This window comes from Kocuria sp. KKT182, from assembly GCF_055635395.1.
The window spans coordinates 604,059-629,940 of record NZ_CM145757.1 but is presented as its reverse complement, the minus strand read 5'-3'; the positions used below and the strand labels follow the sequence as shown (position 1 = coordinate 629,940).

The following is a 25,882-nucleotide window of genomic DNA, read 5'->3' as shown; positions in this document are numbered from 1 at the left end:
ATGAAACTCTCCATCAAACTGTTCATCCTCATCGGGGGCTTCAGCCTCCTGGTGGCCGTGGTCTACGGCTTTCTCACGCGGTTCGACGAGCTCGTCGGGTTCCCGGCGCTGCTGGCCGTCGGCGCCATGTCCTTCATGCTGGCCGTCTACCTGTGGCTCGTGAACCGCAACACCGGTGGCGTCCTCCCCGAGGACAAGCTCGACGGCGAGATCGTCGAGTCCGCCGGCGAGTACGGACACTTCTCCCCGTGGAGCTGGTGGCCCCTGCTGCTCGGCACCGGCTGCGCCCTCGCGTTCACGGCGCTGGCCATGGGCTGGTGGATCCTCGGCCTCGCCGCCCCTCTGGCGGTGCTCGGCCTGGTCGGTCTGATCTTCGAGTACTCCCGCGGCGACCACGCCCACTGACACGGGCGGCTGAACGCCGACCGTCGACAAGGCCCCGGACACCCCAGGTGTCCGGGGCCTTTCGCGTCCCCGCGCTGCGGGCGGCCGTGGCCCGTCCCGGGGGAGACCTGGGCGGGCCACAGCGTCCTCGGGGACGCGGCCGACGGCCGGGGAGCCGCTGCCGCGGCAGGCCCTTGAGCAGGCCGGCGACGACGCTCCGTGCGACGGGTGCCTGGTGCCCCAGGGCCCGAGGCAGAGCCTCGGGTGGAGTCAGGGCCGGGTTCCCGGGAACCGGGGCCCTCTGCCGCCCGCGACCTCGACGACACGGTCCGGAGCAGCGGCCCGGTCACTCCGCCCTGAGCGGCCCGGTGCGTCATCCAGAGGCTCCGGTGCGCCGTTCAGGGGTTCCGGCGCGATCGGACGGACGATGCCGGATGGCACGTGGTGCACCGGTCGAAGGTCGAGGCGCAGGACCATCCCTGGGCGGTGCACCCTGGCGACCGTCCGTACTGCGTCCTCTGCCTGGTCATGGTGCGCCTCGAGCGGCTCGGTGTTCCGCGCGGGACCGTTCTCGACGCTGACCGGGTCGTCACCGCCGCGCCGCAGGCTCCGCGATGCCAGAGGACACGGAGCGTCCTCCCGCGTCCGTCCGGTGCCGGACCAGCCCGCCGGGCCTGGGGGCCGCCGGAGACGCCTCGGAGACGCCTGGCGAGCACGGCGGCGACAACCGCCCCCGGTCGTCCGGGCCGCCCCGGCACGGGCTCTCACCGACCGCGCGGTGGCCATCGCGCATCTCCACGCCCGGCCCGGTGCATCGACCGGTGCCGGTCCGAGGGCGGGCTCCGACGGTCCCGGGCTGGTACCGGTCGCTTGCGGCCGCAGCGTCCCGCCAGGAGGGCGTGGACGCGGTCCTGCGGGCCTCCGGGGCAGCAGACCCGGGAGAATGCGGTTCGCAGGTCCTGTCCCGACAGAACGGCGCTGAGGGCCGTCGGAGGAGTCATGCGGTCATGTCTCAGCTGTGTCCGAGCGCCGACGACGGATCCACAGATGCGACAGGGCCCCGAGAGGAATGTTCCTCTCGGGGCCCTGTCAGGCGTGCTGCCTGCTCAGCGCACGAGCTCCCGGTCCTGGGAACCCGTGGTGAGGGCGTCGGCCTCGTGGTGATGGTGCGCCGCCTCGAGCTCGGCGGGGGTGACGGGGGCGACACGGTCCTCGAAGAAGAAGCGGCTGATCCGCTCCCGCGTCTTCTCGCCGGCCGTGATCTTGCCCTTCGCGTTCGGCTGGGCCGGCTCGACCTGGTAGTCGGGCATGTTGACCAGTCGGTACCGCTTGTACTCGTCGAGCGGCTCGTGCACCTCGATGAACTCACCGTGGGGGAGCTGCTGCACCCGTCCGGTCTCCCGGCCGTGGAGGACGATCTCCCGGTCCTTGCGCTGCAGCGCCAGGCAGATCCGGCGGGTGATCATGAAGGCCAGGATCGGACCCAGGAAGTACAGGGCGCGCAGCCAGTACAGGACGTCGTTGACGGCCAGGTTGAAGTGCGTGGCGATGAGGTCGCCGCTGGCCGCGATGAGCATGATCGTGTAGAACGTCACGCCGGCGGCGCCCATGGCGGTCCGGAACGGAGCGTTCCGGGGACGGTCGAGGATGTGGTGCTCCCGGTCGTCCTTCGTGACCCAGCGCTCGATCCAGGGCCACGCGGCCATGAGCCCGAAGAGCACCGCGAGCGGCGCCATCGGCAGCAGCACGTTCATCGGGATCGACATGCCCCAGAACGTCCACTCCCAGTTGAACGGCCAGGTGCCGGGCATGAGGCGCACGGCGCCGTCGGTGAAGCCCATGTACCAGTCGGGCTGGGAACCGGCCTGCACCGGGGAGGGATCGTACGGACCGTAGTTCCAGATCGCGTTGATGGTGGTGGTGCCCGCCATCAGGGCCATGATGCCGAACACGATGAAGAAGAACCCGCCGGCCTTCGCCGCGTAGATCGGTCCCACGGGGAAGCCGACGACGTTGTTCTCGGTGCGGCCCGGGCCGGGGAACTGGGTGTGCTTGTGCACCACGACCATGAACAGGTGGACGACGATCAGCATCAGGATGATCGCCGGGATCACGAGCACGTGGAGGATGTAGAGGCGCGCGATGATGTCGTGGCCGGGGAACTCGCCGCCGAACAGGAACATCGACAGGTAGGCGCCCACGATGGGGAGTGCCTTCAGGATCGCGTCGGCGATGCGCAGACCGTTGCCGGAGAGCACGTCGTCGGGGAGCGAGTAGCCGGTGAAGCCGGCGACGATCGCGAGCAGGAAGAGCGCGACGCCGACGAGCCAGTTGAGCTCGCGCGGGCGGCGGAAGGCCCCCGTGAAGAACACGCGCAGCATGTGGACGGACACGGCGGCGGCGAAGACCAGCGCGGACCAGTGGTGGATCTGGCGCAGGAAGAGCCCGCCGCGGATGTCGAACGAGATGTCGAGCGAGGAGGCGTAGGCCGCGGACATCTCGACGCCCTGCATCGGGACGTAGGAGCCCTCGTACTCCAGGGCCGCCATCGACGGCTCGAACCACAGGGCCAGGAACGTGCCGGAGAGCAGAAGGATGACGAAGGTGTACAGCGCCACCTCCCCGAACATGAAGGACCAGTGGTCCGGGAAGATCTTCCGGCCGAACTCCTTGACGATCGGCGACATGCCGACACGGGTGTCGACGAAGTTCGCGATCCGGCCGGTGCCCGTCTGGGGCTTGTACTCGTAATCAGTGGACGTGGACATCAGTTCGCCTCACCCTGCATCTCCTCGACATGGGTACCGCGCTGCGAGTAGGTCGGACCGACCGGCTCCTGGAAGTCGCTGCGGGCCACGAGGTAGCCCTCGTCGTCCACAGTGATCGGCAGCTGGGGAAGGGGCCGGGCAGCCGGCCCGAAGATGACCTCGCACTCGTTCGCGAGGTCGAACGTGGACTGGTGGCACGGGCACAGCAGGTGGTGGGTCTGCTGCTCGTAGAGCGCGACCGGGCAGCCGACGTGGGTGCAGACCTTCGAGTAGGCGAAGATGCCGTCGACGTTCCAGTCGGCCCGCTCGGGCGAGACGTTGACGGTGTCCGGGTCGAGGCGCATGAGCAGCACCACGGCCTTGGCCTTCTCGTCGAGATAGCCCTCGTTGTGCCCGATGGCGCTCAGGTTCTCGGGGACCACGTGGAACGTGGAGCCGAGGGTGACGTCCGAGGCCTTGATGGGCGTGCCGGAGGGATCGCGCACCAGACGGATCCCCTCGTCCCAGATGGTCTCCTTGAGGACGTCCAGATCGGTCGGGCCGAGGTCCCGCAGCAGGCCGACGAACGGCAGGGGAGCGAGCACGGCCGCGCCGATGAGGGTGTTGCGCAGCAGCGGCCGACGCTTGATCCCGGACTCGTCGTAGATCGTGGTCAGGATGCTCTGCGCCTCGGCGCGCTGCTCCTCCGTGCGCACCGCGTGCCGGTTCTCCACCAGCTCGTGGTCGGGCATGAGCGTGCGGGCCCAGTGGACCACGCCGAGACCGATGCCGAACATGCCCAGGGCGACGCCGAGGCCGAGCAGCAGGTTCTGCAGCTGGAGGGCCTGCGTGGGCGCGGTGTTCGTGACGTCGTAGATGGGTCCGTCGACGCGGACGCCGAAGTACCCGACGAAGAACAGGATCGATCCGAGGATCGAGATCAGGAACAGCAGGACGACCTGCCGTTCGGCGCGCTTGGCGGCCGTGGAGTCGATGTCCGTCAGGCGCGGGCGGTGCGGGGGCAGTCCGGGGTCGGGGAAACGCTCCATTGCCGTGGTGCCCGTGGTGGCAACGGTTCCCGACTGGTGGGGAGTGCCGTCACTGTGGCTTCCCATGTGGTCCCTCATTCTTCTCTTGGTGCAGTTGATCGTAGCTTCGGGGTCCGACATCCGCTGCCGGCACGGCCCGTCAGGCGGAGCGCGAGGTGAGCCAGACGGTGAACCCGATGATGACGGCGAGCCCGATGGTCCAGACGAACAGGCCCTCCGACACCGGGCCGAGGGCGCCGAGCCCGAAGCCGCCGGGGTTGGGGTTGTCCTCGAGGGTCTTCAGGTAGGTGATGACGTCCCGCTTCTCCTCGGGGGTGATGTTCGCGTCGTTGAACACCGGCATGTTCTGCGGGCCGGTCTGCATGGCCTCGTAGATGTGCTTCTCCTCGACGTCCATCACCGAGGGGGCGTACTTGCCGCGGGTCAGCGCACCGCCGGCACCGGCGGCGTTGTGGCACATGGCGCAGTTCGCGAGGAACACCTTCGCACCGTTGGCGGCGTTGCCCTGGGAGACGTCCAGGTACTGCTCCTCGGGGATGCCCGGGCCGGCGCCGAGGGTCGCCACGTAGGCGGCGAACTGACGGACCTGCTCGTCGTTGAACTGGACCGCCTTCTGCTCGGCCTGGGGACCGTTGGCCTGCATGGGCATGCGGCCGGTGCCGACCTGGAAGTCGACGGCGGCCGCACCGACGCCGACGAGCGACGGGCCGGAGGGGGTCCCGGCGCCGTCGAGGCCGTGGCAGGTGGAGCAGTTCGCGACGAACAGCTTCTCGCCCTCCTCGATGTCCTGTGCGGTGTAGGACTCGGTCTGGGCCTTGGCCTCGTTGGTGGTGGTGGCGACTGCGTAGAGCCCACCGCTGAGGAGCAGGGCCAGGACCATCAGGACCAGGACGGCCAGAGGGTGGCGTCGCTGCTGCGAAAGTGCCTTCACGTCAAACGTTCCTTTAACTCGGTGTTGGTTTGCTTGGTGCGTCCTCCGGACCGCGTGGCCTACTTGAGGAAATAGATCACGAGGAACAGCACGATCCAGACGACGTCCACGAAGTGCCAGTAGTAGGACACGACGATCGCCGAGGTGGCCTCGAAGTGCCCGAAGCGCTTGGCGATGAAGGCACGCCCCATGATGAACAGGAACGCGATGAGACCGCCCGTCACGTGCAGGGCGTGGAAGCCCGTGGTGATGTAGAAGGCGGAGCCGTAGGAGTTGGCCGGGATGCTGATGCCGTGGGCGACCAGCTCGGCGTACTCGAAGGACTGCACCGCCACGAAGATCGCGCCCATGATGAAGGTCAGGGCGAACCACTCGACCATGCCCCAGCGCGTGACCTGGAAGATCCCGCCGGCCCTACGGGGCTGGAGGCGCTCGGCGGCGAAGACGCCGAACTGGCAGGTCACCGAGCTCAGCACCAGGACGATGGTGTTGGCGAGCGCAAGCCAGACGTTCAGCTTGGCGGTCTCCTCGGCCCAGAGCTCCGGTGCGGTGGAGCGCAGGGTGAAGTACATGGCAAAGAGGCCGGCGAAGAACATCAGCTCGGAAGCGAGCCACACGATGGTGCCCACTGAGGTGAGGTTGGGTCGGTTGATCGACCCGCCTACCGGCTTGGCTGGGGTATGGGTTGCAGTCGTCACAGAGACATTATGTCGCCAAAACTCCCGGTGGACCAACCAGGGTCGGGGTCGGGCGGTTCGCGTGTCCGGGCGCCGAGGGCCCCCGCAGACGAGGCGCGCCGTCTCCTCGCGCTTCCGAGCGCGGGAGGCCGGGGATCCGGGGGCCTCCGGGACCCCGATGTGATCCGTGTCACAAGTCCTCGGCGAGGGACATCCCACGCCCGGGAGCCCGTTCGGGCCGGTCCGGCGGCGGGCGATACGATCGGGGGCGTGAACACGACGACACCGACGACCGCCGCGCACTTCGAGTGGCCGGACCTGATCACCGCCCTGATCTCCGGCACCGACCTGACCCGCGACCAGGCCTACTGGGCCATGGACACGATCATGTCGGGCGAGGTGTCCGACGTCGTCATCGCCGGTTTCCTCGTGGCCCTGCGGGCGAAGGGGGAGACGGTCGAGGAGCTGACCGGGCTGGCCGACGCCATGGTGGGCAACGCCCGGCCGGTCGACATCCCCGGCCCGGCCCTGGACATCGTGGGGACCGGCGGCGACCGGCTCTCCAGCGTCAACATCTCCACGATGTCCGCCCTCGTGTGCGCGGGCGCCGGGGCGAAGGTCGTCAAGCACGGCAACCGCGCGTCGTCCTCGAAGTCCGGCTCCGCCGACGTCCTGGAGGCGCTCGGGGTGCGGCTGGACCTGCCGGTCGAGATGGTGGAGTCCGCGGCCCAGCACGTGGGCATCACGTTCCTCTTCGCCCAGACCTTCCACCCGTCGATGCGCTTCGCCGCGGCGGCCCGGGCTCAGCTGCGCGTGGCCACCGCCTTCAACTTCCTGGGGCCGATCACGAACCCGGCGCGGGTCGAGGCCTCGGCCGTCGGCGTGGCCGACCGCTCGCTGGCGCCGCTGATCGCGGGCGTCTTCGCGGCCCGCGGCGACCGGGCCCTCGTCTTTCGGGGCGGCGACGGCCTCGACGAGCTCACCGTGACGGCGCCCTCCGAGGTCTGGGAGGTCCGGGACGGGCGGGTCGACCACCACGACCTCGAGCCGCTTGACCTCGGCATGCCCCGGGCCACGATCGAGGATCTCCGGGGTCAGGACGCCCGGTACAACGCGGGCGTGGTCGAGCGGGTCCTGGCGGGGGAGAAGGGGCACGTGCGCAACGCCGTGCTGCTCAACTCCGCCGCCGGCCTCGTGGCCTTCGACACCGGTGCCGAGGGGTCCTTCCAGGACCGGATGGCCGCGGCGGTGCGGCGCGCGGAGGAGTCGGTGGACAGCGGCGCGGCCCGCGCCGTCCTGGACCGCTGGATCGCCCACACCGCACGCTGAGGCGCCGCGCCGGCGGAGGGCCGACGACGACGGAGGCCGGCGGGGCGTTCCCCCGCCGGCCTCCTGCTGTCCGTGCGCCCGACCGCCGCGCGGGCTCCGGCCGGGTGGCACGAGGCCGGACGGCGGGTGGCCGTCAGTCGATGCCGAGCGAGAAGGCCGCCTCCAGGTCGTGCTTGCTGTAGGTCCGGAACGCGATGTTGGTGTTCGTGCCCACGACGCCCTCGACCTTGGAGAGCCGGTCGGCGATGACGTCCGCGAGATCCTCGTGCCGGTGCACGCGCACCATCGCGATGAGGTCCCAGTCGCCGGTCACGGAGTACACCTCGCTGATGCCGGGGATGTCCGAGATCTGCTCGGCGACCTCGGGGATCCGGTCGGCGGAGGTCTTGATGAGGACGATGGCGGTGAGCATGGAGCACCTTTCGCGGGAGCGGGGCCGGCAGGACCGGCGGGACGGAGGGGTCAGCGCGGGCGGCGGGAGCGGGCCGCGCGCAGCCCCGAGACCAGGGCGCGGGGGCCCAGCAGGAAGACGCTGAGCACCGCGAGCGTGACGAGGACGAAGCTCGGTGCCGTGCCCTCGCCGACGAGCAGGCGCAGAGCCATGCCCACGGCCACGGTCGTCGACCACAGCGCGACGCCCCGCGGCCAGACGGCGAACGGGGCGCGGTGCACCCGCCACCCGACCCAGCCCAGGAAGAGCCCGGCCAGGAACGGCCACGCCGTGATGAGGAGGCCGGCCGCGTCCAGGGCGTGGGTGCTGCGGCCCAGGCCGGCGAACAGCAGGACGAGCAGCACGTCCACGGTCAGCGCCGCGGCCCAGGGGCCGGGGTGCGTGGTGCGTTCCTCGGGGCGGGCGGTGAGGGGGGCGGACGTGTGCATGCTGGCAGTCTAGTGCGGTGTCCGCGGGTCGCGATCCGGGACTCCCGAAGCCTCAGGTGCACCTTGAGGGTTGAGGGCTGAGGGCGAAAAAAGTCTCAACCTTCCACCAGGGGTCGATGGTCCGGGCCCGGAGGCCAGGGAGGGCCGCCGGGCCGCCTCGGGTGCCGGACTCGTGACGGAATGCGGGACGGCGGGGTGGTTGAGGAGTACCACATCCTCGTGCGGCGCGGCGTCCCGGTGGAGCGGTCGGTGCGACGAGCGGCGGAGGTGTGTGCGACAGGGGATGCTCGGGAGTGGTACATAGCGGGTGGAACGGGCCGGAGGGGAGCCTTAGCTCCACGCGAGTGCTGGCCTTACGTGTTCGAGACTGGCGTATTCGATCGACTTTCTGAGTGAGCAAGGCGGTTCGGGGCGGGGGAGTCTGGCGGTCAGGGGCCGGTGCTTCTGCTGGTGATGTAGTCGGTGAAGGTTGCGCCGGCGTCGCGGCGGTGGCGGTCGGTGACGGAGTAGCTGTAGTGGAGGGCGTCGGCCACCACGGGCGCGGGCATTTCCAGGACCAGGGCCCGGAGTGCGGCGTTGCGGGCGCCGAGGATCTCGATGCCGCGCTCACGCAGGGCCATCATGATCGAGTTTTGGTGCATGTGCTGTCCTGGCCGGGTGCCGGGGAAGAGCCAGGTGTTCTGGCGGTGCGCGGAGGTGTTCGTGTTCGGCAGGGCATTCAGGTGGGCGCGAACGATCTCGTCGAACGGGGGCGGGATCTCGAGCCGATCATTGGAGAAGGCCACAGTGAGCCGGTCTCCGGTGTCGTGGACCTGGTCCAGGCTCATGCGCGAGATGCGGGTGAGGGGCTGGCCGTAGAGCAACAGGAAGAGGGCCGCGACTCGTTGTGCTCCGGGGATCGGCGCTGAGGGGTCGGCGAGGGCGCGGATGTGCGCCAGGCGTTGGGCCTGGCTGATGACCGGTGTGGTCTGCGCGGTGCGGTAAGGGAATTCCACGGCTGGCAGGTGTCCGTGCTCGATGGCCCAGCGGACGAAGCTTCGGGCCGTGCTGCGGGTCGTGGGCCCCTCGGCCAGCCAGGAGTCCACATCGTGCTGGGTGCATTCCTGCAGGCAGTGCCCGCGTGCCCTGAGGTGGTCCAGGAAGCCGATGGCCATGGTGGTGGACTGCTTGGCGGCCAGGAAGGTGCCCTTCTTCAGCGCCCCGGTGCTCTCGAGGTGGCGCATCCGATTCAGGTGGGTCCAGCGGGCGTATTGGCTGATCAGCAGTGCGTCTGGGTCGGGCAGGGCGCCGGTCTTGGTCTGCAGCCAGGTGTGGAAGCCTTCGATGTCGAGGTTCACCGGCTCCAGCAGCTGGTGCTCGATGCACAGGGCGCGCAGGAAGGCGACCTTGGCCGCTGACGGGTGGTTCCGGAAGGTCTCATGCGTCAGGGGGACATGTCCCTGGGCGATGTCCCGCAGCAGCTGTTCGGCCTGTGGGTTGACGGTGAGCCAGATCCGGGCGCTGCGTGCGTTCTTCTGCGAGGTCAGGGCGGTGAACAAGGGCCGTAGCGGTGCGGCGATGGTGCCGGTGCCGTCATCGAGCACGGTGGTGAGGTCATCGGCGAGGCAGCAGTGCGCGCACAGTCCGGTGCGCACGGGTTCGTCCTCGCGCCCGCACCGGGTGCAGCGGAAGTTGCTCGGGATCCCGGTGCAGTCGGTGCAGGCCGGGGCGCCTTCCAGGAGTCCGGGCAACAGCCGGCGCTGGGCGCAGCCGGGGCAGGTGCCGTGGATGCGGGTGGCGCGTTCGTAGCAGCGCCGGCAGATCCGCCCCTCGGGCCAGATGGTGACGATCCTGACCCCGGTGCGGTGGCAGCGGGTGCAGCCACCGCCGTGGGCGGGCCTGCTCATTCGGGTCGGTGGATCCGGGCCCGGATCGGGCGGATGGCGTCCTTCTTCGCGATGCCCGCCTCGGTGCCGGTCAGGCGGTGGCGGGTCTCGGTGGCGACGACGGTGGTGGGGCAGAGTTCCTCGAAGGTGCAGTCCAGGGCATCGAGCAACGCCGCCAGCAGAGCCAGGTTCATCCGCTCGGGCCTGGACCCAATCAGCCGGTAGATCTGGGAGGACGACAGACTCACCCCGCGGTCCTGCAGGAGGGGGATCAGGTCGGAGAGGTTGTTCATCCCGCGCGCGGCCATGATCTCTCGTAGCCGCCAGGTGTACTCCACGTGCCGTTTCATCGTTCAGGACTCCTTGTCGGTGTCGGTGCTCGTCGCCGCCTCCGCCATGCGGGCGATGGCCCGGTCCACGACCCGGGCCCGGTAGTCGGGGGACAGGCCGGTGTAGATGGAGGTCGTCGAGGCGTGCTCGTGGCCGACCTGCTGCTGGATGAAGAACGCGTCATAGCCGATCTCGACCAGGTGGGTGACGTAGGAGCGGCGCAGCGAGTGGAAGTCCAGGTCCTCGTCCAGGCCGGCCTCGCGCTTGACCTCGGTGAACGCCCGGCTCAGCGAATCCGCCGTGATCGCATCCTGGCCACGCTCACTGGGCCACATGCCCGTCGACCCGGCCGGGGCGTAAAGGGGACGGACGTCCTCGGCCCATTGCCGCACGCAATCAACCGCCCAGCCGAACTCCGGCACGGTCAGCACGGCCCGGCGCTTGGGCGGGGACCCGCGCATGGCCTTGCCGTGCCGGACGTAGACGATCCCGGCCCCGCCGAACTGCCTCGCCTGCGGGTTGGTGGCGAAGTCGACCAGATCCAGGCTTCGCACCTCATTGCGGCGCAGCCCCCAGGCGTAGGCGACCTTCATGATCGTGGCCGTACGGAACGCCGGAATCCAGCCCTTGGCCCCGGCCCGACGGATGCGCAGCACCCGCTCATCGGCGCAGTCGAAGAGGTCCTCGAGCTCGTCCCGGGTGTAAGGGCGCTTGCCCGGGGACCCGACCGTGTCCTGGGCGTGCCGGGCGGTGTTCCACTCGTGGAAGACCTGCGCGGGGTGATTCCCGAACCGGTCCCAGCACTGCTCAGCCCACCCGTAGGCCGGGTCCGTGAGGTACTCCAGGAACATCCGCAGCGCGTTCTGATACCCCAGAACCGTCGAGCGGGCCGCGCCCTTGAGCGCCCGCAGCTCCAGGAAGAACTCGTCCACGGTCCCCGCCGTCCACTCCCACGGGTAGCAGTCGGCGAACTGGCGAAACCGCAGCACCGTCGCCCGCCGCGCCTCGACCGTGCCAGGGGAAAGATTCCGCGCGAACTGCTGGGCCGCCCAGCCATCCAACATCGCGATCCAGACCGTCTCGGCCTCGTGGAGCACGCCCGTCCCGGAGCGCAGCACGCCCGGCACCGCACCGGCCGGACCCCGCGGATCATCTCGCATAATACGCGAAACCTTCGCACGAAACGCGAAATCCGGTCAACCCCCATAGAAACCGCAGGTCAGAGCACGGCCCGTCGACCACCTTCTAAGCCTCGAAGCTTCACGCGGGGCCAACACCGCATCCAGAGACTCATCACGCTGGCTCGGTGACGGGAGAGTCGTCCTCGCTGGCGAATTCGCACATTTCGCCAACATGGCGCCTTCTACTTTACATAATGTAGATTATCGGCGCTTTGCGGAGCAGGCTGTCCGGGGGGCAGCGCTCAGCATCCGTGTCCGCGCACGCCGTCGTTCCGGCTGTTCCGGTGAGCTCCGGACGCTCGGCTCTTCCGTGACGACACGACCCCGTCCTGCAGCGCGGATTCATCACGCGGCTCCGGGGCCGGCAGGAGCGACCCGCCGTGAGATCCCGGACGACGACGGGCCGGTGGGCCGTGGGCCTCTCCGCCGCCGGGCTCGTGCTGGGCTCGGTCGCGCCCGTCCTGACAGTCGTCCGACAGGACACTGGCACCGAGCCCGCGCTCGTCGTCGTCGCGCCGATGCTCGCAGCACCGTTACGACACGGCGGACCGGCCGTCCCGCTCCGAACAGACCGGCGCCTCTCCCCTGTCGACGCCGTCAGCGTGCCGATGTCCTCGTGTTGCGCCGCCCGGCCCTCCTTTTGTGGCCACTTGTGGGGGGATTCCCCCGTCGACCCGGCCTCGGGGGCCGGCCGCCGATACGCTCGCCGTGGCCGACCTGAATTCGCGTCGGCAAAATCTTGGTTCAAGGGGAGGACATCCGTGGGACGACGGAACACTGTGATCGTGACGGACGGCCGGGGGCGCCGGCTGGTGACCTCCGTGCTGGCCCTGTCGGTGCTGGCCCTGGCCGGCTGCGGACAGGACGACGCCTCGGACGCGCCCCCCGCGACCGCCTCCGGATCGGTCGCCCTCTCCCCCTCGCACGGCGGCCTGCAGGGCGGGAACCTGGTCCTGGCGGACACCGGCGGGGGCACCGACGGCCCGGTCACCGTCCGCTTCGGCGAGACGGAGGTGGAGTGCGAGTTCGACGACCGCTCCGCGCGCCACGCCTGCGTGGCCCCGGCCCGCGGGACCCCGGGCACGGTGGAGGTCTCCTTCGCCTCCGGCGGGAGCGACGTCGGGGAGAAGACCGCCTACACCTACACGACGCAGGGCACGCAGGACATCCCCCTCCTCACGGTCAACACGGAGACCGTGCGCAGCAACGCCGAGGCGATCCGGGCCGACTTCCCGTCGAACGTCCAGCTCGGCGCCGTGCTCAAGAACGGCGAGCCCGTGGACGTGTTCGGCAAGGTCATCGAGGACGCCGCCGAGGTCGACTACATCTTCGTGCCGAAGCTCGACGACGCCATCGCCCTGCGCGAGGCCGGCGTCGAGGCCAAGATCGCGGTGCTCTACGTCGCCCAGATCGAGGACATCCCGCTGCTGATGCACTACGACGTGGAGGTCGCCGCCACGGACCCCGCCTGGGTCGAGGCGGCGGAACAGGTGCTGTCCACCACGGGAGGGACGCTGAAGGTCCACCTGTGGGTCGACACGGGAATGGGGCGCGAGGGCGTCGTGCCCGAGGAGGCGCTCCCCCTGGCCCGAGCCGTCGAGGACGCCCCGCACCTGGAGCTCGCCGGCATCGCCACGCACTTCTCCACCGTCACGGCGGAGGACAAGGACGCCATCGAGCGCAACGACACGGCCAACACCACGGTGGCCCAGAAGAACCGCTTCGACGGTGCGGTGGCCGCGATCCGGGACGCCGGCCTCGGGCAGGACGCCCTGATCCACGCGGGGGCCAGCGACGTGCTGGACCAGGAGATCGACTCCCTCTACTACGACCTGCTACGGGTCGGCGGCATGTTCTTCGCCAGCAGCCCGCCGGAGACGACCCTCTACTCCTGGACCACGGAGCTGAGCCAGGTCAAGACGCTCCCCGCTGGCTGGTGCATCGACTACGGGTGCACCGAGCCGACCACCGAGCCCAAGAAGGTGGGTCTCGTCAACCACATCCCGTCCCGGGAGAACGAGCTGACCTACACGGTCGGCGGCAAGCAGGTCCCGGTGCTGCTCGACCACGGCACGGTCCTGACCCTCGACCTGTCCGAGGTGCCGGAGGCGGCCGCCGGGGACGAGGTGGCCATCGACTTCAGCGCGGAGGCCTTCCACCTGCTCGACGCCACCGCGCCGCTGCCGGTGACGACCACCGGCGGGTGACCGGCGCCGTTCAGGACCGACCGGCCGGGTCCTCGACGTCGTGGTCCAGCACGAGGTCGGCGTGGAAGTCCCGGGCCAGCTCCCGGGCGCGGGCGGCCCGGCGCGCGGAGGCCTCCGGTGCGACGGTGAGGTCCACGTAGACGACGGGCCGGCCGCAGGACTCCTCGAGCCGGGCCCGCAGCACCTCCGCCCGGTCGTCGCCGGGCGCGCAGCGGCCCGTGCCGAGCAGGACGAACGCGCGCTCGAAGTCGGGCTCGGCGGGAACGCCCCGCGCGATCAGGGCGGGCAGCCGGGACTGCAGCGCGGAGAGGCCGACCACGGCGGTCGCCGTCCCGGCGAGCCAGGCGCCGGCGGCGGAGACCGCCACCGAGGTGATGAGTTTCATGGATCTCCTCCTCCCGCGTGCCGGGGTCTGTGGGGCGGACCGGCACCGGGCCGGACCGACGGACGGTGGCGTCCCGCGGTCCCGGGAGAGTCCGGTGCGACCACGGTAGAGACCCCAACGCCCCCGGAACAGCGCCTATTCCGGGGACCCCGGCCACGGCCCTGCCGCCACGCCGCTCCAGCGTCCTGTCAGGCCCGTGGGGCAGAATGGGCTTAAGGCGAGGGTGCCCTCGCGGACGCGGATTCGGAAGGCCGGGGACGGACATGTGGGAGTGGCTGGTCGAGAACTCGTGGGTCCTGTGGCTGATCGTCGTGATCGCTCTGGCCGCCGTCGAGATGCTCACCCTGGACTTCCTCTTCCTGATGATGTCCGCCGCCGCGCTGCTGGCGTTCGGGGTGAGCTGGGTGACGGACAACTTCGTGCTCCAGGTGGTGACGTTCGCCCTCGCCTCGGTGCTGCTCATCTTCGCGGTGCGGCCGGTGGCCCTGCGCCGCCTCAACCGGTCCACGCCCGGGACCGCGTCCAACGCCGCCCGGCTCATCGGCCTCCCGTGCCAGGTCCTGGACCCCGTGACCGGCCGCAGCGGGCTGGTGCGCCTGGAGGGCGACACCTGGAGCGCCCGCTCGGTCACCGGCGAGCAGCTGCCCCCCGGCACCGACGTCTTCGTCCACGACATCGAGGGCGCCACCGTCCTCGTGGCCCCGTACCCCGCGCCGGCCGCCGACGGCGGGCCGGCGCCGCGCCCGTCCTTCTGACCCCCAAGACCGCACCGGCCCGGCGGGAACGCCGCCCGGAGCGGCACCACCGAGAGAGGCACCCGTGGACCTAGCCGTCATCGTCCTGCTCGCCATCCTGGTCGTCCTGGTCTTCATCATCCTGCTGAGGTCGGTGCGGATCATCCCGCAGGCCCGGGCCGGGATCGTCGAGCGACTCGGCAAGTACCAGAGCACCCTCACCCCCGGTCTGCACTTCCTCATCCCGTTCGTGGACCGTCTCCTGCCCCTCATCGACCTGCGCGAGCAGGTCCAGTCCTTCCCGGCGCAGTCCGTGATCACGGAGGACAACCTGGTGGTCGGCATCGACACGGTCGTCTACTTCCAGGTCATGGATCCGCGTGCCGCCACCTACGAGATCGTCGACTACATCCAGGCCGCCGACCAGCTGACGTCGGCGACCCTGCGCAACGTGGTGGGCGGTCTGAACCTCGAGGAGGCGCTGACCTCCCGCGACAAGATCAACGCCGAGCTGCGCGGGGTCCTGGACTCCACCACGGGGCGCTGGGGCATCCGGGTGTCGCGGGTGGACATCAAGGAGATCACTCCCCCGCCGTCCATCCAGGACTCGATGGAGAAGCAGATGCGCGCCGAGCGGGAGCGCCGCGCGGTGATCCTCACGGCCGAGGGCGACAAGCAGTCGCGGATCCTCATGGCCGAGGGCCAGCGGCAGGCGGCCATCCTGTCCGCGGAGGGCGAGGCGAAGGCCGCGATCCTGCGCGCGGACGGCGAGGCCCAGGCCATCCGGAAGGTCTTCGACTCGATCCACCGGGCCCGGCCGACCCAGAAGCTGCTGGCCTACCAGTACATCCAGACCCTGCCCAAGGTCGCCGAGGGCAGCGCCAACAAGGTGTGGATGATCCCCGCCGAGCTCGGCGACGCCCTGCGGGGCGTGGGCGACTTCCTCTCCAGGCCGGACGAGGACGGCCCGGACCGGACCTGGTCGGACGCGGACGAGATGCCGGAGCCCGAGTCCGCGGACGAGCCCCTCGTGAAGCCGGACGCCGTCCGGGTGACGGAGGAGGACCTGCAGCCCAACCTGGAGCGCACCACCGTCGACCCGGACGAGTTCACCATCCCCCGGCCCTCGACCATCGACCCGGAGGCCCCCGTGCGCCTCGACGACCCGATGCCGCCGCAGGACGGCCCGGCCGCCCGCTGACGCGGCGGACCCGGGCCCCGGGGAACAACCCCGGGAGCCCGTGCGTTGCACCCAGCGGATCCCGGGTCCGTGCGACCCGCCGTCAGCCCGAGCGTGCGCCACTGCCGTGGCCACCGTCAGTTATGGAGGAACCACCACAATGAGCGACCGCAGCCTCAGGGGAATGCGTCTGGGCTCCCAGTCCATGGAGACCGAGGCCGGTGTCGAGCCGGCCCCGCGCCAGCGCGTCGAGTACCGCACCGCGGACGGCGAGAAGGTCACCGTCACCTTCGCGGCGGAGGCCGAGATCCCGCCGGTGTGGGTGTCGAAGACCGGCAAGGAAGCGATCATCGTCAACGGCGAGAAGCCGGTGAACCCCAACGAGAAGCACCAGCGCACGCACTGGGACATGCTCCTGGAGCGGCGCAGCACGGACGAGCTCGAGGAGATCCTGGCCCAGCGCGTCGAGTTCTACCGGGAGAAGCACGCGATCTGATCCTGTCGCCCGGCACATGCGGAGGGCCCCACCCGGTTCGGGTGGGGCCCTCCGCATGTGCCGGGCAGCGCGCCGGTCAGAGGCTCAGCGGCGGGTGAGCTTGCCCGCCAGGGTCCTGGCGCGGGCTGTGAGCCCCCACTGGGCCACGCGCACGACGGCCTCCCGGGTCACGTCCGGGCTCATCTTGGACTCGCCCTCGGCGCGCTCCACGAAGGTGATGGGCACTTCGACGACGCTCAGGCCGGCCCGCTCGGTGCGCCAGCCGAGATCGATCTGGAAGCAGTAGCCCTTGGAGTCGACGGTCTCGAGACCGATCCGTTCGAGGGTCTCGCGGCGGAAGGCGCGGTAGCCGGCGGTGATGTCGTGGATCCGGGAGCCCAGGAGCGTCCGGGCGTAAAGGTTGCCGCCGCGCGAGAGCAGCTGGCGCTGCAGGGGCCAGTTCACGGTGCGCCCGCCGGGGACGTAGCGGGAGCCGATGGCCAGGTCGGCGCCGCGCTCCACGGCGTCCAGCAGCAGCGGGAGCTGCTCGGGCTGGTGGGAGCAGTCGGCGTCCATCTCGACCAGGACGTCGTAGTCCCGGGCCAGGCCCCAGCGGAAGCCGGCGATGTACGCGGCGCCGAGGCCCTCCTTGCTGGTGCGGTGCAGGACGTGGATGTTCCCGTCCGCGGCGGACATCTCGTCGGCGAGACGGCCGGTCCCGTCCGGGCTGTTGTCGTCCACCACCAGCACGTGCCCGTCCGGGACGGCCTGGCGGAGCCGGTCCATCACGGTCGGGAGGGACTCGTATTCGTTGTAGGTGGGGATGACGGTCAGTACGCGCACCGGGTGGTTCCTTTCGAGGTCTGCCTGCCGCACCACAGGGCAGGCTCCCTCGTCTTCGGACCAGTCCGGCCCTGAGGGGATGCCGGCCTGTTTTCTAAGGACGAGCGAGCCCACCCGGCAGCAGTTGCCCAGCCTAACCTGCCCCGCGCCTGCGACCAAGATCCGAACGCCGCGGGGTGGCCGGGCGCCCCGCGGCTCAGAACCCGGCGGAGCGGTACAGCTCGACGCCGTCGAGCACGGTCTGGCGGCACACGGGCAGGGACGCGCCGTCGAGCGCGGGGAGCAGGGGGGTGCGGGCGCGCGGGTCGGTGCTCCAGGCGGAGCCGGTCCCCTCGGCCTGCTGCACCATGAGGGCCTCGACGTCCCACACGGCGAACGTGGCCGGGGTGCCGGGCGCGAGCTGGCCCTGCATGGGGTCGGGGTGCCGGGCGGCCCGCCACGCGCCCCGGGTGGAGGCGAGGAACGCGGCCCGCGCGGAGATCCGCTGGTCCGGGTCGTGGTGCTGGAGGCAGGCGCGGACGGTCTCCCACGGGGACAGCGGCACCACGGGGGCGTCGCTGCCGAGGGCCACCGGGACCCCGGCGCGGTAGAAGGAGGCCATCGGGTTCATCGCGGCCGCCCGGTCGGCCCCGAGGCGCTGCTCGTAGAGCCCGCCCGGTCCGCCCCAGGCGGCGTCGAAGCCCGGTTGCACGGACACGGTCACGGCGTGGTGGGCGAGCCGCTCGATGCCCTCCGGGTCGATCATCTCGGCGTGCTCCAGGCGGTGGCCGGCGCTGTGCAGGGCCCGCTCCCCCACGAGCGCCTCGGCGCGGTCGAGGCCGTCGAGGACGATGTCCATCCCGGCGTCCCCGATGACGTGGAAGCCGCCCTGCAGACCGGCCTCCGTGGTCGCGGCGAGGTGGGCGGCCACGGCCGCGGCGTCCAGGTAGCGGTCCCCCAGGTCGCCGGGGGCGTCGGCGTAGGGGGCTCGCAGCGCGGCGGTGCGGGAGCCCAGGGCGCCGTCGACGCACAGGTCCCCGGCGAGCCCCACGAGCGACTCCCGCCGCTCCACGGGGCGTCCGAGCAGGTCCGCCAGGGCGGTGTCGAACCGCTCCGCCACCGCCAGCGCCTCCTGGGCCGTGGCCACGAGCTCCCCCCGGTAGGGCAGCACGCGAGGAGTGGCGCCCTCGGCGCCGACCCCGTGGTTGGCGAGGGCCGTCAGCCGCACGAGGTCCTCGAAGGGGGCGACCTGCTCGGCGTTGGCCTCGACGAGGGCCACGTAGCCCTGGGCCGCGGCGTGCCGCAGGGCGAGCCGGTGCAGCTCGGCGCGGCGCCCGGCGTCGAAGTCGAGGGCCGCCGCGCGCACCCGGTCGTGGGCCAGGTTCTCCACGCGGCCGTCGCCGAGCCACCCGTCGGTCCCGGCCAGGCCCAGCCGCCGGGCCAGGGACGAGGACACCACCCCGGAGTGGACGTCGATGCGGGTCAGGTAGACCTCGCGCCCGCCGGCGGCCCGGTCGAGCTCCTCCGCCGTCGGCGCCCGGCGCTCCGGCCACACGGACTCGTCCCAGCCGGAGCCCAGGACCGGGCCCGTGCTCGTGCGGGCGGCGCCGGCCACGGCGTCGAGCACCTCGTGCAGGGATCCGGCCGCCGTGAGGTCCAGGGTGGACAGCGCCAGGGCGGTCTCGGTCACGTGCACGTGGGAGTCCACGAACCCCGGGGCCAACAGCCGCCCGTCGAGGTCGACCACGTCCATGGAGGAGTCCTGCAGGGACTGCGCCGCCTCCTCGGAGCCGACCCAGGCCACGCGGGTGCCGTCGACCAGCAGGGCCGTGGCGAACGGGTCCGCGGGGCTGTAGACGGAGCCGTTGCGGTAGAGGACGGGACGGGCGGGGACGGTGGTGCTCACGGGTCTCCTGTTCGGGGGCGGTGGTGCGCGGGGGTCGTGCGGGGCGGTCGTGCCGGTGGACGGGGCGGCGCGGGGCGGGAGGGCGCGGCTCAGTCCTCGAACGCGGAGTGGGCCACCACGCCGCGGCGCACCAGCGCGATCGCGCGCTGGCACTGGGCGCGAGTGCCGGCGTCGAGCAGGTCGATCTTGGCGAGCTGGTCGAGCATGTCGATCACCTGCTTGGCCCAGCGCACGAAGTCGCCGGCGGCGAGCTCCGTGCCGGACAGGGCCGCGCTCAGGGTCGCCCCGCGCGCCCATAGGTGCATGGCCTCCACGAGCCCGAACTCCGGCTCCGCGGTGGCCGGGAGGTGGTGCTCCTGCTCGCGGTCGGTGAGCAGGGACCAGTTGCGCACCACGGTCTGTGCGGCCCGGTCCATGGCGGCGGTCGGCAGGACCGGCTGGATCCCCTGCTCCTCGCGCTTGGCCTGGTAGACGAGCAGGGTCACGAGCCCCGCGGTGGCGGCGGGGTCGAGGTCGTCGAGGAAGCCGTCGCGCAGGCTCAGGGCGAGGAGCAGGTCCCGGTCCCCGTAGATCCGCCGCAGCTGCTCGCCGGCGCGGGTCGGCCGGACCTCCCCGTCCGGGAGGGTCTCCAGGTAGCCGAAGGAGCCCAGCACCTCGGAGACGCGGTCGAAGGTCTTGGCGATCGTGTTGGTGCGGCTCTCGATCTGGCGCAGCAGCCCGTCGGTGTCCCGGCGCAGCGTCCACCAGCGCTCGGCCCAGCGGGCGTGGCTCTCGCGGTCCGAGCAGCCGTGGCAGGGGTGGCCGCGCAGGGCCTTGCGGACCTCCGTGATGCGCCGCTCGGCGGCGCTGGTGCCGCGGTCGAACTGGATGGTGTGCCCGCGGCCGCCGCCGCGCGGGGGCCGGTGCTCGTGCAGGGCGTTGCGCACGGACGAGGCGAGGTCGCGCCGCTCCTTGGGCGTCCGGCCCGTGAACTGCTTGGGGATCCGGATCCGCGAGACCGGCTCGAGCGGCCCGTCCAGGTCCTGGGCCCCCACCCGGCGCAGCTGGTGGTCGAGGGTGAGGATGGAGGGGCGGGGGTCGTCCCGGTTGGGGTCGGTGGACAGGATCACGGCGTAGCCGGCGTTGCGCCCCCGCGGGATCTCCACGACGTCCCCGGGCAGCAGGTCGTGCAAGGACGCGACGGCGTCCGAGCGCCGCTGCCGGGAGCCGGCCTTCTCCTCGGCACGCTCCAGGTCCTTGAGCTCGCGGCGCAGGGCGGCGTACTCGGAGAAGTCCCCGAGGTGGCAGGTCATGGCCTCCTCGTAGCCCTTGAGGGACTCCTCCTGGGAGCGGACCCGGCGCGCCAGGCCCACCACGGAGCGGTCCGCCTGGAACTGGGCGAAGGAGGACTCGAGGATCTTGCGGGAGCGGTGGGCGCCGAACTGGGCCACCAGGTTCACGGACATGTTGTAGGTGGGCCGGAAGCTCGAGTTCAGCGGGTAGGTGCGCTTGGAGGCGAGACCGGCGACTGCGTGCGGGTCCATCCCGGGCTGCCACAGCACCACGGCGTGGCCCTCGACGTCGATCCCCCGGCGCCCCGCGCGCCCGGTGAGCTGGGTGTACTCCCCCGGCGTGATGTCCACCCGGGACTCGCCGTTGAACTTGTCGAGCTTCTCGAGCACCACGGAGCGGGCCGGCATGTTGATGCCCAGGGCCAGGGTCTCCGTGGCGAAGACGGCCTTGACGAGCCCCTCGGCGAACAGCTCCTCCACGAGCTCCTTGAACGCCGGCAGCATCCCCGCGTGGTGGGCGGCCACGCCGCGCAGCAGGCCGTCGCGCCACTCGTAGAAGCCGAGGACGTTGAGGTCCGCGGCCTCGAGCGAGGCGGCGGTCTCGGCCACCCGGGCGCGGATGGTCTGCTGCTCCTTCTCGCCGGTCAGCCGGATGTCCGCGGCGACGCACTGCTGCACGGCGGCGTCGCACCCGACCCGGGAGAAGATGAAGGTGATGACGGGCAGCAGGCCCTCGGCGTCGAGGCGGCGGATCAGCTGCGGGCGGGACACCCGGCGCGTCTCGGGGCTGGGCCGGAAGCCCTCGCCGCCGTTGCGGCGGGAAAACCGGTCCCGGGAGCGTCCCCCGGGCCCGCGGCCGCCCCGGCGGCCCCCGCGGGGGTGCTCGGCGCGGGCGAGCTGGAGCAGCTCGGGGTTGACGTCGGGCTCGTCACTGCCGGGCCCCTCGAGCCGCTCGGCGGCCTCCTCCACCGTGGTGTCGTCCAGGAACAGGTCGAGCAGCCGCCCGCCCACCTGGACGTGCTGCCACAGCGGCACGGGCCGGTGCTCGGAGACCACCACGTCCGTGTCGCCGCGCACCGTGTCCAGCCAGGCCCCGAACTCCTCGGCGTTGGAGACGGTCGCGGACAGGGACACCAGCTGGACACTGTCCGGGAGGTGGATGATGACCTCCTCCCACACGGCGCCCCGGAAGCGGTCGGCGAGGTAGTGCACCTCGTCCATGATCACGAAGCCCAGGTTCAGCAGGGTGGGCGAGTCCGCGTACAGCATGTTGCGCAGGACCTCGGTGGTCATCACCACCACGTCCGCCTCGGAGTTCACCGAGGTGTCGCCGGTGAGCAGGCCGACCCGCTCGGCGCCGAAGGCCCGGGAGAACTCGTGGAACTTCTGGTTGCTGAGCGCCTTGATGGGCGTGGTGTAGAAGGCCTTCTGCCCGCGGGACAGGGCCAGGTGGACGGCGAACTCCCCCACCACGGTCTTGCCGGCGCCGGTCGGCGCGGCGACGAGCACCCCCCGGCCCTCCTCGAGGGCACCGCAGGCTGTCGTCTGGAAGTCGTCCATCTCGAACTCGAGCCGGTGCTGGAACACGGCGAGCTCGGTCCTCGCGTGGGCGGCCCGCTGCTTGGCGGCCAGGTATCGGTCGGCGTAGGAGGACATGCGTCCACCCTACTGCTCGACCCGGACGTGGCCGGGCCCACCGGGGGCCCGTTCGCGACGGGCCGAGCGGGTCAGGTGCGGAACCCGCCCTCGGGGTCGTGGCCGAGACGGCCGAGCTCGTCGGCGGGGGTCGCGACGTCGGCCGACGCCCCCGTGCCCGCCGCGAGGCGGGCCTCCTTCCGGGCCCGCCGGCGGTCGAGGAGCAGGCACAGCCCGACGGCCACGAAGAAGAGCGTGAGCAGCGGCACGGCGAGGTAGAACATCGTCATCGGGTCGGGGCCCGGGGCGGCCATCGCGGAGACCACCATCACGAGGACCACGACGATCCGCCAGCTCTTGAGCACCGTGCGCCCGGAGAGCACGCCCAGCATGTTCAGGCCCACCAGGAACACGGGCAGCACGAAGGCGACGCCGAAGGTCAGGATCAGCTGGAGGAAGAACCGCAAGTACACGTCCGCGGAGATGAAGTTGGTCCCGCCCGCCGGGGTGAACGCGGTGAGGGCGTAGACGGCGGTGGGCAGGGTGAGCACGGCGACCGCGATCCCGCCCAGGAAGAGCGGGACGGCCGCGGCCAGGAAGCCGACCGCGTAGCGCCGTTCGGTCCGGTGCAGGGCCGGCGTCACGAACGCCCAGAGCTGGTAGAGCCACACGGGGCTGGCCAGGACCAGGCCGAGCACCAGGGAGACCTCCACCATGATGTTGAAGGACGAGCCCACCGCGGAGTAGTTGATGGAGGCCTCGCTGCCCTCCGCGGAGGCCAGCCGCTGCAGGGGCTCCGTGATGTAGGCCATGAACGGGATGTACAGGAAGAACCCGCCGACCATGCCCACCACGGTGGCCACCGCGGACTTGATCAGCCGGTTGCGCAGCTCCCGCAGGTGCTCGGCCAGGGCCATCTGCGCCTGCGGATTGGCCTTGCGCGCGGTCCGGCGCTTCTTCGGACCGCGGGGGGACTGCGAGGACATGGGGACCTTCGGGACTCGGGGCCCGCCCGGGGCGGCGGGGCCGGTCGGGCGGCCCGCTCCCCGGGCGGGGGCGCGGACCGGCCGGTGCGGCGGATCGGGGCGGCGGCGGACGCCGGGAGAGGGGGCCGGGGGTCAGGCCGGAGGGCGGCCGGGGTGCTGCTCGGGGTCGCGCGGGGTCTCCGTGCCGGAGGCGGTGCCGGTGGCGCCGTGGTCACGGTCGGTGGTGCCGTCCCGGCCGGGCGCCACGGCCTTGCCGTCGATGACCACGTCCGAGCCGTCCGGCTGGTCGTCCTTCTTCATCTCCTTGACCTCGGACTTGAAGATGCGCAGCGACTGGCCGAGGCTGCGGGCCATGCCCGGGAGCTTGGGTGCGCCGAACAGCAGCAGGATCACCAGCAGGATGATCAGGATCATGAAGGGGCTGTCGAAGAGCCTACCCATGGAACATTCCTTTCCGTTCAGCCCGGCGGAGGTCGCTGATCCGCTGCGGCTGGCCCATCCGGTCCTTGCGCTCGATGCGGCGTCTCAGACGGGCGGTTTCTCGTTGGTCACGGCCGACCCGGTAGTCGGCCACGGCTTGCCCCACCGGTGTGAACAGGGCCGGGTCCGGGGCGGCCCGGACGGGGCGCTGCACCCCGGCGGCCGCGTCGTCCCACCGCTGGGCGAACTCCCCGGCCACCGTCTCGGTGTCCCGGAGCAGGACGAAGAAGGTCTTCACCAGCCGCCACAGCATCAGTCCGAGGAACGCCGCGCCGAGCAGGACGAGGACCGTCCACAGCAGGACCCAGGACCACCAGAGCATGCCCTCCAGTATAGGCGGGCGGATCAGGCCGGCTCGGACGCCCCGTAGGCGCCGAGCGCAGAGTTCACCCAGAGTTCCACCTGCGCCACGACGTCGTCGGGCCCGATGACCGCGAGCTGGCCGCCGTAGCGGGTGACGAGCGCGCACACGGCCTCGGCCGTCTGGAATCCGATGAGCGCGGCCTCGTGGTCCGCCGCCGGCCCGGTGCGGGCCCCGCCGGGGACCCGGACCACGGCCGTGCGGGTGGCGTGGTACTGGTCGGCGATCCACCGGCTGCGCCGGTCGGTGACGAGCACGACCTCCACGGTGTCCGGGGTGCCGGGGGCGGGCGGGGACGCGGCGGCGGCCTCCTGGGCGGCGGGGCGCTCCCCCGCCGGCCCGGCGTCCTCGACGGCGGAGATCCGGTCCAGCCGGAAGTTGCGCATCCCCTCGGAGCCGAGGCACCAGGCGCGCACGTACCAGTGGGTGTTGGAGGAGAACACCTGGACCGGGTCCACGACCCGCTCGGTGAGCTCGTCGCGGGACGGGACCACGTAGCCGATCCGGATCCGGCGGCGCTGCTCCACGGCGCGGCGCACCGCGGACATGACGTCGGCGAGGGCGGGCGCGGGCGTGTCCGTGATGGGGCGGGCGCCCACCGCGTTGGCGAGCACCCCGGCGTCCCCCGCGGCGCCGGCGACCTTCGCGATCGTGGACGCGACCGCCTCGGAGTCCCCGCCGGGCACGGTGCGCAGCGTCTGCAGCCCCACGAGCAGCGCGGAGGCCTCCGGCTGCGTGAGGCGCACGGGGTCGGAGAGCTCGTCCGCGTTGGACAGGTAGACGTGGCCGTCGTCCCAGGACGCGTCGATCAGCTGGTCCGGCATGTGCCCGGGCTTGCCGCACACGAACAGGGTGTTGAGGTCCGCGATCAGCTCCTGGTCGGTGATCCCGAACCGGCGGGCGGTCTCCTCGAGCTCCGCGCCCTGGTGGGCGTAGACCCAGCGGACGATCTCGAGCAGCCGCGAGAGGTGGTCCGCGGTGGAGAGCTTGTTGCGCGTGCCCTTGCGGGACTTGTTGTTCCAGTCGACCTGCACGCCGCGGAACCGTGCCACGGCGGACTCGGCGCTCCGCAGCCGGCGCACCACCGCGGCGCGCACCTCGGCCTGCATGGTGGGGGCGGTGCCGTCCCCGTCCCGGGGCACGACGACGCCGGGGCCCGCCGCGGCGATCTCCTCGGCGAGGATCTCGGTCTCCGCGAAGGGGATGTGCAGCCGGTCCCACCGGTCCACGCCGTCCCCGGCGCCGACGCCGGGCTCCTGCCGGGCGGCCATCCGGCGCAGCATGTGCGCGTGGCCGGGCCGGGCCAGCACCTCCACGGTGCGCGCGGGGGCGTGGGAGACCATCTGGGACAGGGACTCGTTCATGGAGAAGCCCTCGGGCGGGTCGAACTCCTTGCGGGTGACCGTGACGTCGGACATGATCCGCGACAGCCGGAACGTGCGGGAGTCCTTGCGGTCCAGGTCCCAGCCGACCACGTACCAGTTGCCGTAGCGGGAGCCGATGCCCCACGGCCGCAGCCGCCGGGTGGTGAGCTGGTCGGTGCTGCGGGCGAGGTAGTCGAAGCGGACCTCGCGGTGTCGCACCACGGCCGAGAGCAGCGGCTCGAAGGACGGCTCGTGGGCGGTGAGGGTGGGCTGCAGCAGCGGCGGGGCGTCGTCCTCCGGCAGGCCGCCGATGGCGGGCTCGAGCTTGCGCAGGGCCCGGCGGGCGAGCTCCCCGAGGGAGGCGTCCGTCCAGGCGTTGGCCGCCAGGGCGAGCACCGCGGACTCCTCCGCCGTGAACTGCAGCGGCGGCAGCGTGAAGGACCCGCGCGGGATCCGGTAGCGGTGGCCGTGCGTGTCGTCCGGGAACAGGGGGTCCTCGGAGACCTCCTCGATGGGGTAGCCGAGGTCGCGCAGCTCCGCCTTGTCGCGCTCGAACATGCGCTCGAACGCCTCGTCGGACGCGGACTCCGCGTACGACGGAACGGCCTCTCGGAGCTCGGCGCGGGTGTACCCGCGTTCGCGGGAGACCAGGGCGATGAGCAGGTTGAGGAGCCGCTCCGTCGATCGGGCTGCCATCCGGTGGG

The 25,882-nt window shown here is 71.7% G+C and carries 23 protein-coding genes; 6 read left to right on the top strand and 17 right to left on the bottom strand.

All coding sequences use genetic code 11. From position 1 onward, the window contains the following. Complete coding sequence (locus tag ACZ2G1_RS02810) at window positions 1-405, top strand: cytochrome c oxidase subunit 4 (RefSeq protein WP_017834559.1); 405 nt, start codon at window positions 1-3, stop codon at window positions 403-405. A 1,085-nt stretch (window positions 406-1,490) separates the two neighbouring features. Here ACZ2G1_RS02810 and qcrB read toward each other — a convergent pair. From qcrB to ctaE, 4 genes are all read right to left on the bottom strand, one after another. Continuing rightward, the gene (gene qcrB / locus ACZ2G1_RS02805) at window positions 1,491-3,152 is read right to left on the bottom strand and encodes a cytochrome bc1 complex cytochrome b subunit (RefSeq protein WP_470377452.1); all 1,662 of its coding nucleotides are present in this window, start codon (window positions 3,150-3,152) and stop codon (window positions 1,491-1,493) included. After that, window positions 3,152-4,246: a cytochrome bc1 complex Rieske iron-sulfur subunit gene (qcrA, locus tag ACZ2G1_RS02800; protein WP_336649427.1), complete on the bottom strand. Its 1,095-nt coding sequence runs from the start codon at window positions 4,244-4,246 to the stop codon at window positions 3,152-3,154. Before qcrA ends, qcrB begins: the two co-directional genes overlap by 1 nt. Before the next feature lie 73 nt (window positions 4,247-4,319). Beyond that, window positions 4,320-5,111 carry a cytochrome bc1 complex diheme cytochrome c subunit gene (gene qcrC, locus ACZ2G1_RS02795; protein ID WP_017833530.1) on the bottom strand — a complete coding sequence of 264 codons (792 nt, stop codon included), beginning with the start codon at window positions 5,109-5,111 and terminating at the stop codon, window positions 4,320-4,322. A 59-nt stretch (window positions 5,112-5,170) separates the two neighbouring features. After that, the gene (gene ctaE, locus ACZ2G1_RS02790; protein ID WP_031283044.1) at window positions 5,171-5,809 is read right to left on the bottom strand and encodes an aa3-type cytochrome oxidase subunit III; all 639 of its coding nucleotides are present in this window, start codon (window positions 5,807-5,809) and stop codon (window positions 5,171-5,173) included. A gap of 249 nt (window positions 5,810-6,058) precedes the next feature. Between ctaE and trpD the strand changes: the two genes are divergently transcribed. Then, a complete protein-coding gene (gene trpD, locus ACZ2G1_RS02785) occupies window positions 6,059-7,117 on the top strand; it encodes an anthranilate phosphoribosyltransferase (protein WP_470377451.1) in 1,059 nt (352 codons plus the stop codon). Between the two features lie 133 nt (window positions 7,118-7,250). Here the strand turns inward: trpD and ACZ2G1_RS02780 are convergent, their stop codons facing one another. From ACZ2G1_RS02780 to ACZ2G1_RS02760, 5 genes are all read right to left on the bottom strand, one after another. Beyond that, a complete protein-coding gene (locus ACZ2G1_RS02780) occupies window positions 7,251-7,529 on the bottom strand; it encodes an Lrp/AsnC family transcriptional regulator (protein WP_017833527.1) in 279 nt (92 codons plus the stop codon). Between the two features lie 50 nt (window positions 7,530-7,579). Continuing rightward, window positions 7,580-7,996 (bottom strand): DUF3054 domain-containing protein, encoded by a 417-nt coding sequence (locus tag ACZ2G1_RS02775; protein WP_470377450.1) that lies wholly within the window; start codon window positions 7,994-7,996, stop codon window positions 7,580-7,582. Window positions 7,997-8,424: 428 nt separating this feature from the next. Further along, window positions 8,425-9,882: a hypothetical protein gene (locus ACZ2G1_RS02770; protein ID WP_470377449.1), complete on the bottom strand. Its 1,458-nt coding sequence runs from the start codon at window positions 9,880-9,882 to the stop codon at window positions 8,425-8,427. Further along, on the bottom strand, window positions 9,879-10,211 hold the full coding sequence (locus ACZ2G1_RS02765; RefSeq protein ID WP_062737342.1) for a helix-turn-helix domain-containing protein: 333 nt from the start codon (window positions 10,209-10,211) through the stop codon (window positions 9,879-9,881). The genes ACZ2G1_RS02770 and ACZ2G1_RS02765 overlap by 4 nt, the downstream gene beginning before the upstream one ends. Window positions 10,212-10,214: 3 nt before the next feature. Beyond that, complete coding sequence (locus ACZ2G1_RS02760; protein ID WP_251356356.1) at window positions 10,215-11,351, bottom strand: tyrosine-type recombinase/integrase; 1,137 nt, start codon at window positions 11,349-11,351, stop codon at window positions 10,215-10,217. An 806-nt stretch (window positions 11,352-12,157) separates the two neighbouring features. On the opposite strand from ACZ2G1_RS02760, the gene ACZ2G1_RS02755 reads away from it, so the two are divergent. Continuing rightward, complete coding sequence (locus ACZ2G1_RS02755; RefSeq protein WP_197722630.1) at window positions 12,158-13,579, top strand: alanine racemase; 1,422 nt, start codon at window positions 12,158-12,160, stop codon at window positions 13,577-13,579. A gap of 10 nt (window positions 13,580-13,589) precedes the next feature. Here the strand turns inward: ACZ2G1_RS02755 and ACZ2G1_RS02750 are convergent, their stop codons facing one another. After that, window positions 13,590-13,964, bottom strand: a complete 375-nt coding sequence (locus ACZ2G1_RS02750) for a hypothetical protein (protein ID WP_109222706.1) — start codon at window positions 13,962-13,964, stop codon at window positions 13,590-13,592. A 263-nt stretch (window positions 13,965-14,227) separates the two neighbouring features. Between ACZ2G1_RS02750 and ACZ2G1_RS02745 the strand changes: the two genes are divergently transcribed. The 3 genes from ACZ2G1_RS02745 (at window position 14,228) to ACZ2G1_RS02735 (ending at window position 16,374) form a co-directional block, all read left to right on the top strand. Further along, on the top strand, window positions 14,228-14,719 hold the full coding sequence (locus ACZ2G1_RS02745; protein WP_017833523.1) for an NfeD family protein: 492 nt from the start codon (window positions 14,228-14,230) through the stop codon (window positions 14,717-14,719). A gap of 64 nt (window positions 14,720-14,783) precedes the next feature. Further along, entirely contained in the window at window positions 14,784-15,899 is a 1,116-nt protein-coding gene (locus ACZ2G1_RS02740; protein ID WP_017833522.1) for an SPFH domain-containing protein, read from the top strand. A 139-nt stretch (window positions 15,900-16,038) separates the two neighbouring features. Further along, the gene (locus ACZ2G1_RS02735) at window positions 16,039-16,374 is read left to right on the top strand and encodes an RNA polymerase-binding protein RbpA (protein ID WP_031283042.1); all 336 of its coding nucleotides are present in this window, start codon (window positions 16,039-16,041) and stop codon (window positions 16,372-16,374) included. A gap of 84 nt (window positions 16,375-16,458) precedes the next feature. Here the strand turns inward: ACZ2G1_RS02735 and ACZ2G1_RS02730 are convergent, their stop codons facing one another. The 7 genes from ACZ2G1_RS02730 to ACZ2G1_RS02700 all read right to left on the bottom strand — a co-directional run bounded on the left by ACZ2G1_RS02730 (window position 16,459) and on the right by ACZ2G1_RS02700 (window position 25,874). Next, complete coding sequence (locus ACZ2G1_RS02730) at window positions 16,459-17,196, bottom strand: polyprenol monophosphomannose synthase (protein WP_017833520.1); 738 nt, start codon at window positions 17,194-17,196, stop codon at window positions 16,459-16,461. A gap of 196 nt (window positions 17,197-17,392) precedes the next feature. After that, on the bottom strand, window positions 17,393-19,081 hold the full coding sequence (locus ACZ2G1_RS02725; protein ID WP_017833519.1) for an amidohydrolase: 1,689 nt from the start codon (window positions 19,079-19,081) through the stop codon (window positions 17,393-17,395). An 89-nt stretch (window positions 19,082-19,170) separates the two neighbouring features. Then, complete coding sequence (locus tag ACZ2G1_RS02720; RefSeq protein WP_017833518.1) at window positions 19,171-22,008, bottom strand: DEAD/DEAH box helicase; 2,838 nt, start codon at window positions 22,006-22,008, stop codon at window positions 19,171-19,173. A gap of 71 nt (window positions 22,009-22,079) precedes the next feature. After that, the gene (tatC, locus tag ACZ2G1_RS02715) at window positions 22,080-22,973 is read right to left on the bottom strand and encodes a twin-arginine translocase subunit TatC (protein WP_017833517.1); all 894 of its coding nucleotides are present in this window, start codon (window positions 22,971-22,973) and stop codon (window positions 22,080-22,082) included. Window positions 22,974-23,105: 132 nt separating this feature from the next. Continuing rightward, window positions 23,106-23,414 (bottom strand): Sec-independent protein translocase subunit TatA, encoded by a 309-nt coding sequence (gene tatA, locus ACZ2G1_RS02710; protein WP_470377448.1) that lies wholly within the window; start codon window positions 23,412-23,414, stop codon window positions 23,106-23,108. Beyond that, window positions 23,407-23,775, bottom strand: coding sequence for a hypothetical protein (locus ACZ2G1_RS02705; RefSeq protein ID WP_017833515.1), 369 nt, complete (start codon window positions 23,773-23,775; stop codon window positions 23,407-23,409). The genes tatA and ACZ2G1_RS02705 overlap by 8 nt, the downstream gene beginning before the upstream one ends. Before the next feature lie 23 nt (window positions 23,776-23,798). After that, window positions 23,799-25,874, bottom strand: coding sequence for a helix-turn-helix transcriptional regulator (locus ACZ2G1_RS02700; RefSeq protein WP_017833514.1), 2,076 nt, complete (start codon window positions 25,872-25,874; stop codon window positions 23,799-23,801). Between the last annotated feature and the right edge of the window lie 8 nt (window positions 25,875-25,882).

Coding starts and splice junctions, on each gene's coding strand:
- ACZ2G1_RS02780 (WP_017833527.1), bottom strand. CDS start 7,529: ATGCTCACCGCCATCGTCCTCATCAAGACCTCCGCCGACCGGATCCCC.
- tatC (WP_017833517.1), bottom strand. CDS start 22,973: ATGTCCTCGCAGTCCCCCCGCGGTCCGAAGAAGCGCCGGACCGCGCGC.
- ACZ2G1_RS02750 (WP_109222706.1), bottom strand. CDS start 13,964: ATGAAACTCATCACCTCGGTGGCGGTCTCCGCCGCCGGCGCCTGGCTC.
- ACZ2G1_RS02775 (WP_470377450.1), bottom strand. CDS start 7,996: ATGCACACGTCCGCCCCCCTCACCGCCCGCCCCGAGGAACGCACCACG.
- ACZ2G1_RS02720 (WP_017833518.1), bottom strand. CDS start 22,008: ATGTCCTCCTACGCCGACCGATACCTGGCCGCCAAGCAGCGGGCCGCC.
- ACZ2G1_RS02760 (WP_251356356.1), bottom strand. CDS start 11,351: ATGCGAGATGATCCGCGGGGTCCGGCCGGTGCGGTGCCGGGCGTGCTG.
- ACZ2G1_RS02705 (WP_017833515.1), bottom strand. CDS start 23,775: ATGCTCTGGTGGTCCTGGGTCCTGCTGTGGACGGTCCTCGTCCTGCTC.
- tatA (WP_470377448.1), bottom strand. CDS start 23,414: ATGGGTAGGCTCTTCGACAGCCCCTTCATGATCCTGATCATCCTGCTG.
- ACZ2G1_RS02765 (WP_062737342.1), bottom strand. CDS start 10,211: ATGAAACGGCACGTGGAGTACACCTGGCGGCTACGAGAGATCATGGCC.
- qcrB (WP_470377452.1), bottom strand. CDS start 3,152: ATGTCCACGTCCACTGATTACGAGTACAAGCCCCAGACGGGCACCGGC.
- ACZ2G1_RS02810 (WP_017834559.1), top strand. CDS start 1: ATGAAACTCTCCATCAAACTGTTCATCCTCATCGGGGGCTTCAGCCTC.
- ACZ2G1_RS02770 (WP_470377449.1), bottom strand. CDS start 9,882: ATGAGCAGGCCCGCCCACGGCGGTGGCTGCACCCGCTGCCACCGCACC.
- ACZ2G1_RS02745 (WP_017833523.1), top strand. CDS start 14,228: ATGTGGGAGTGGCTGGTCGAGAACTCGTGGGTCCTGTGGCTGATCGTC.
- qcrA (WP_336649427.1), bottom strand. CDS start 4,246: ATGGGAAGCCACAGTGACGGCACTCCCCACCAGTCGGGAACCGTTGCC.
- ACZ2G1_RS02700 (WP_017833514.1), bottom strand. CDS start 25,874: ATGGCAGCCCGATCGACGGAGCGGCTCCTCAACCTGCTCATCGCCCTG.
- ACZ2G1_RS02735 (WP_031283042.1), top strand. CDS start 16,039: ATGAGCGACCGCAGCCTCAGGGGAATGCGTCTGGGCTCCCAGTCCATG.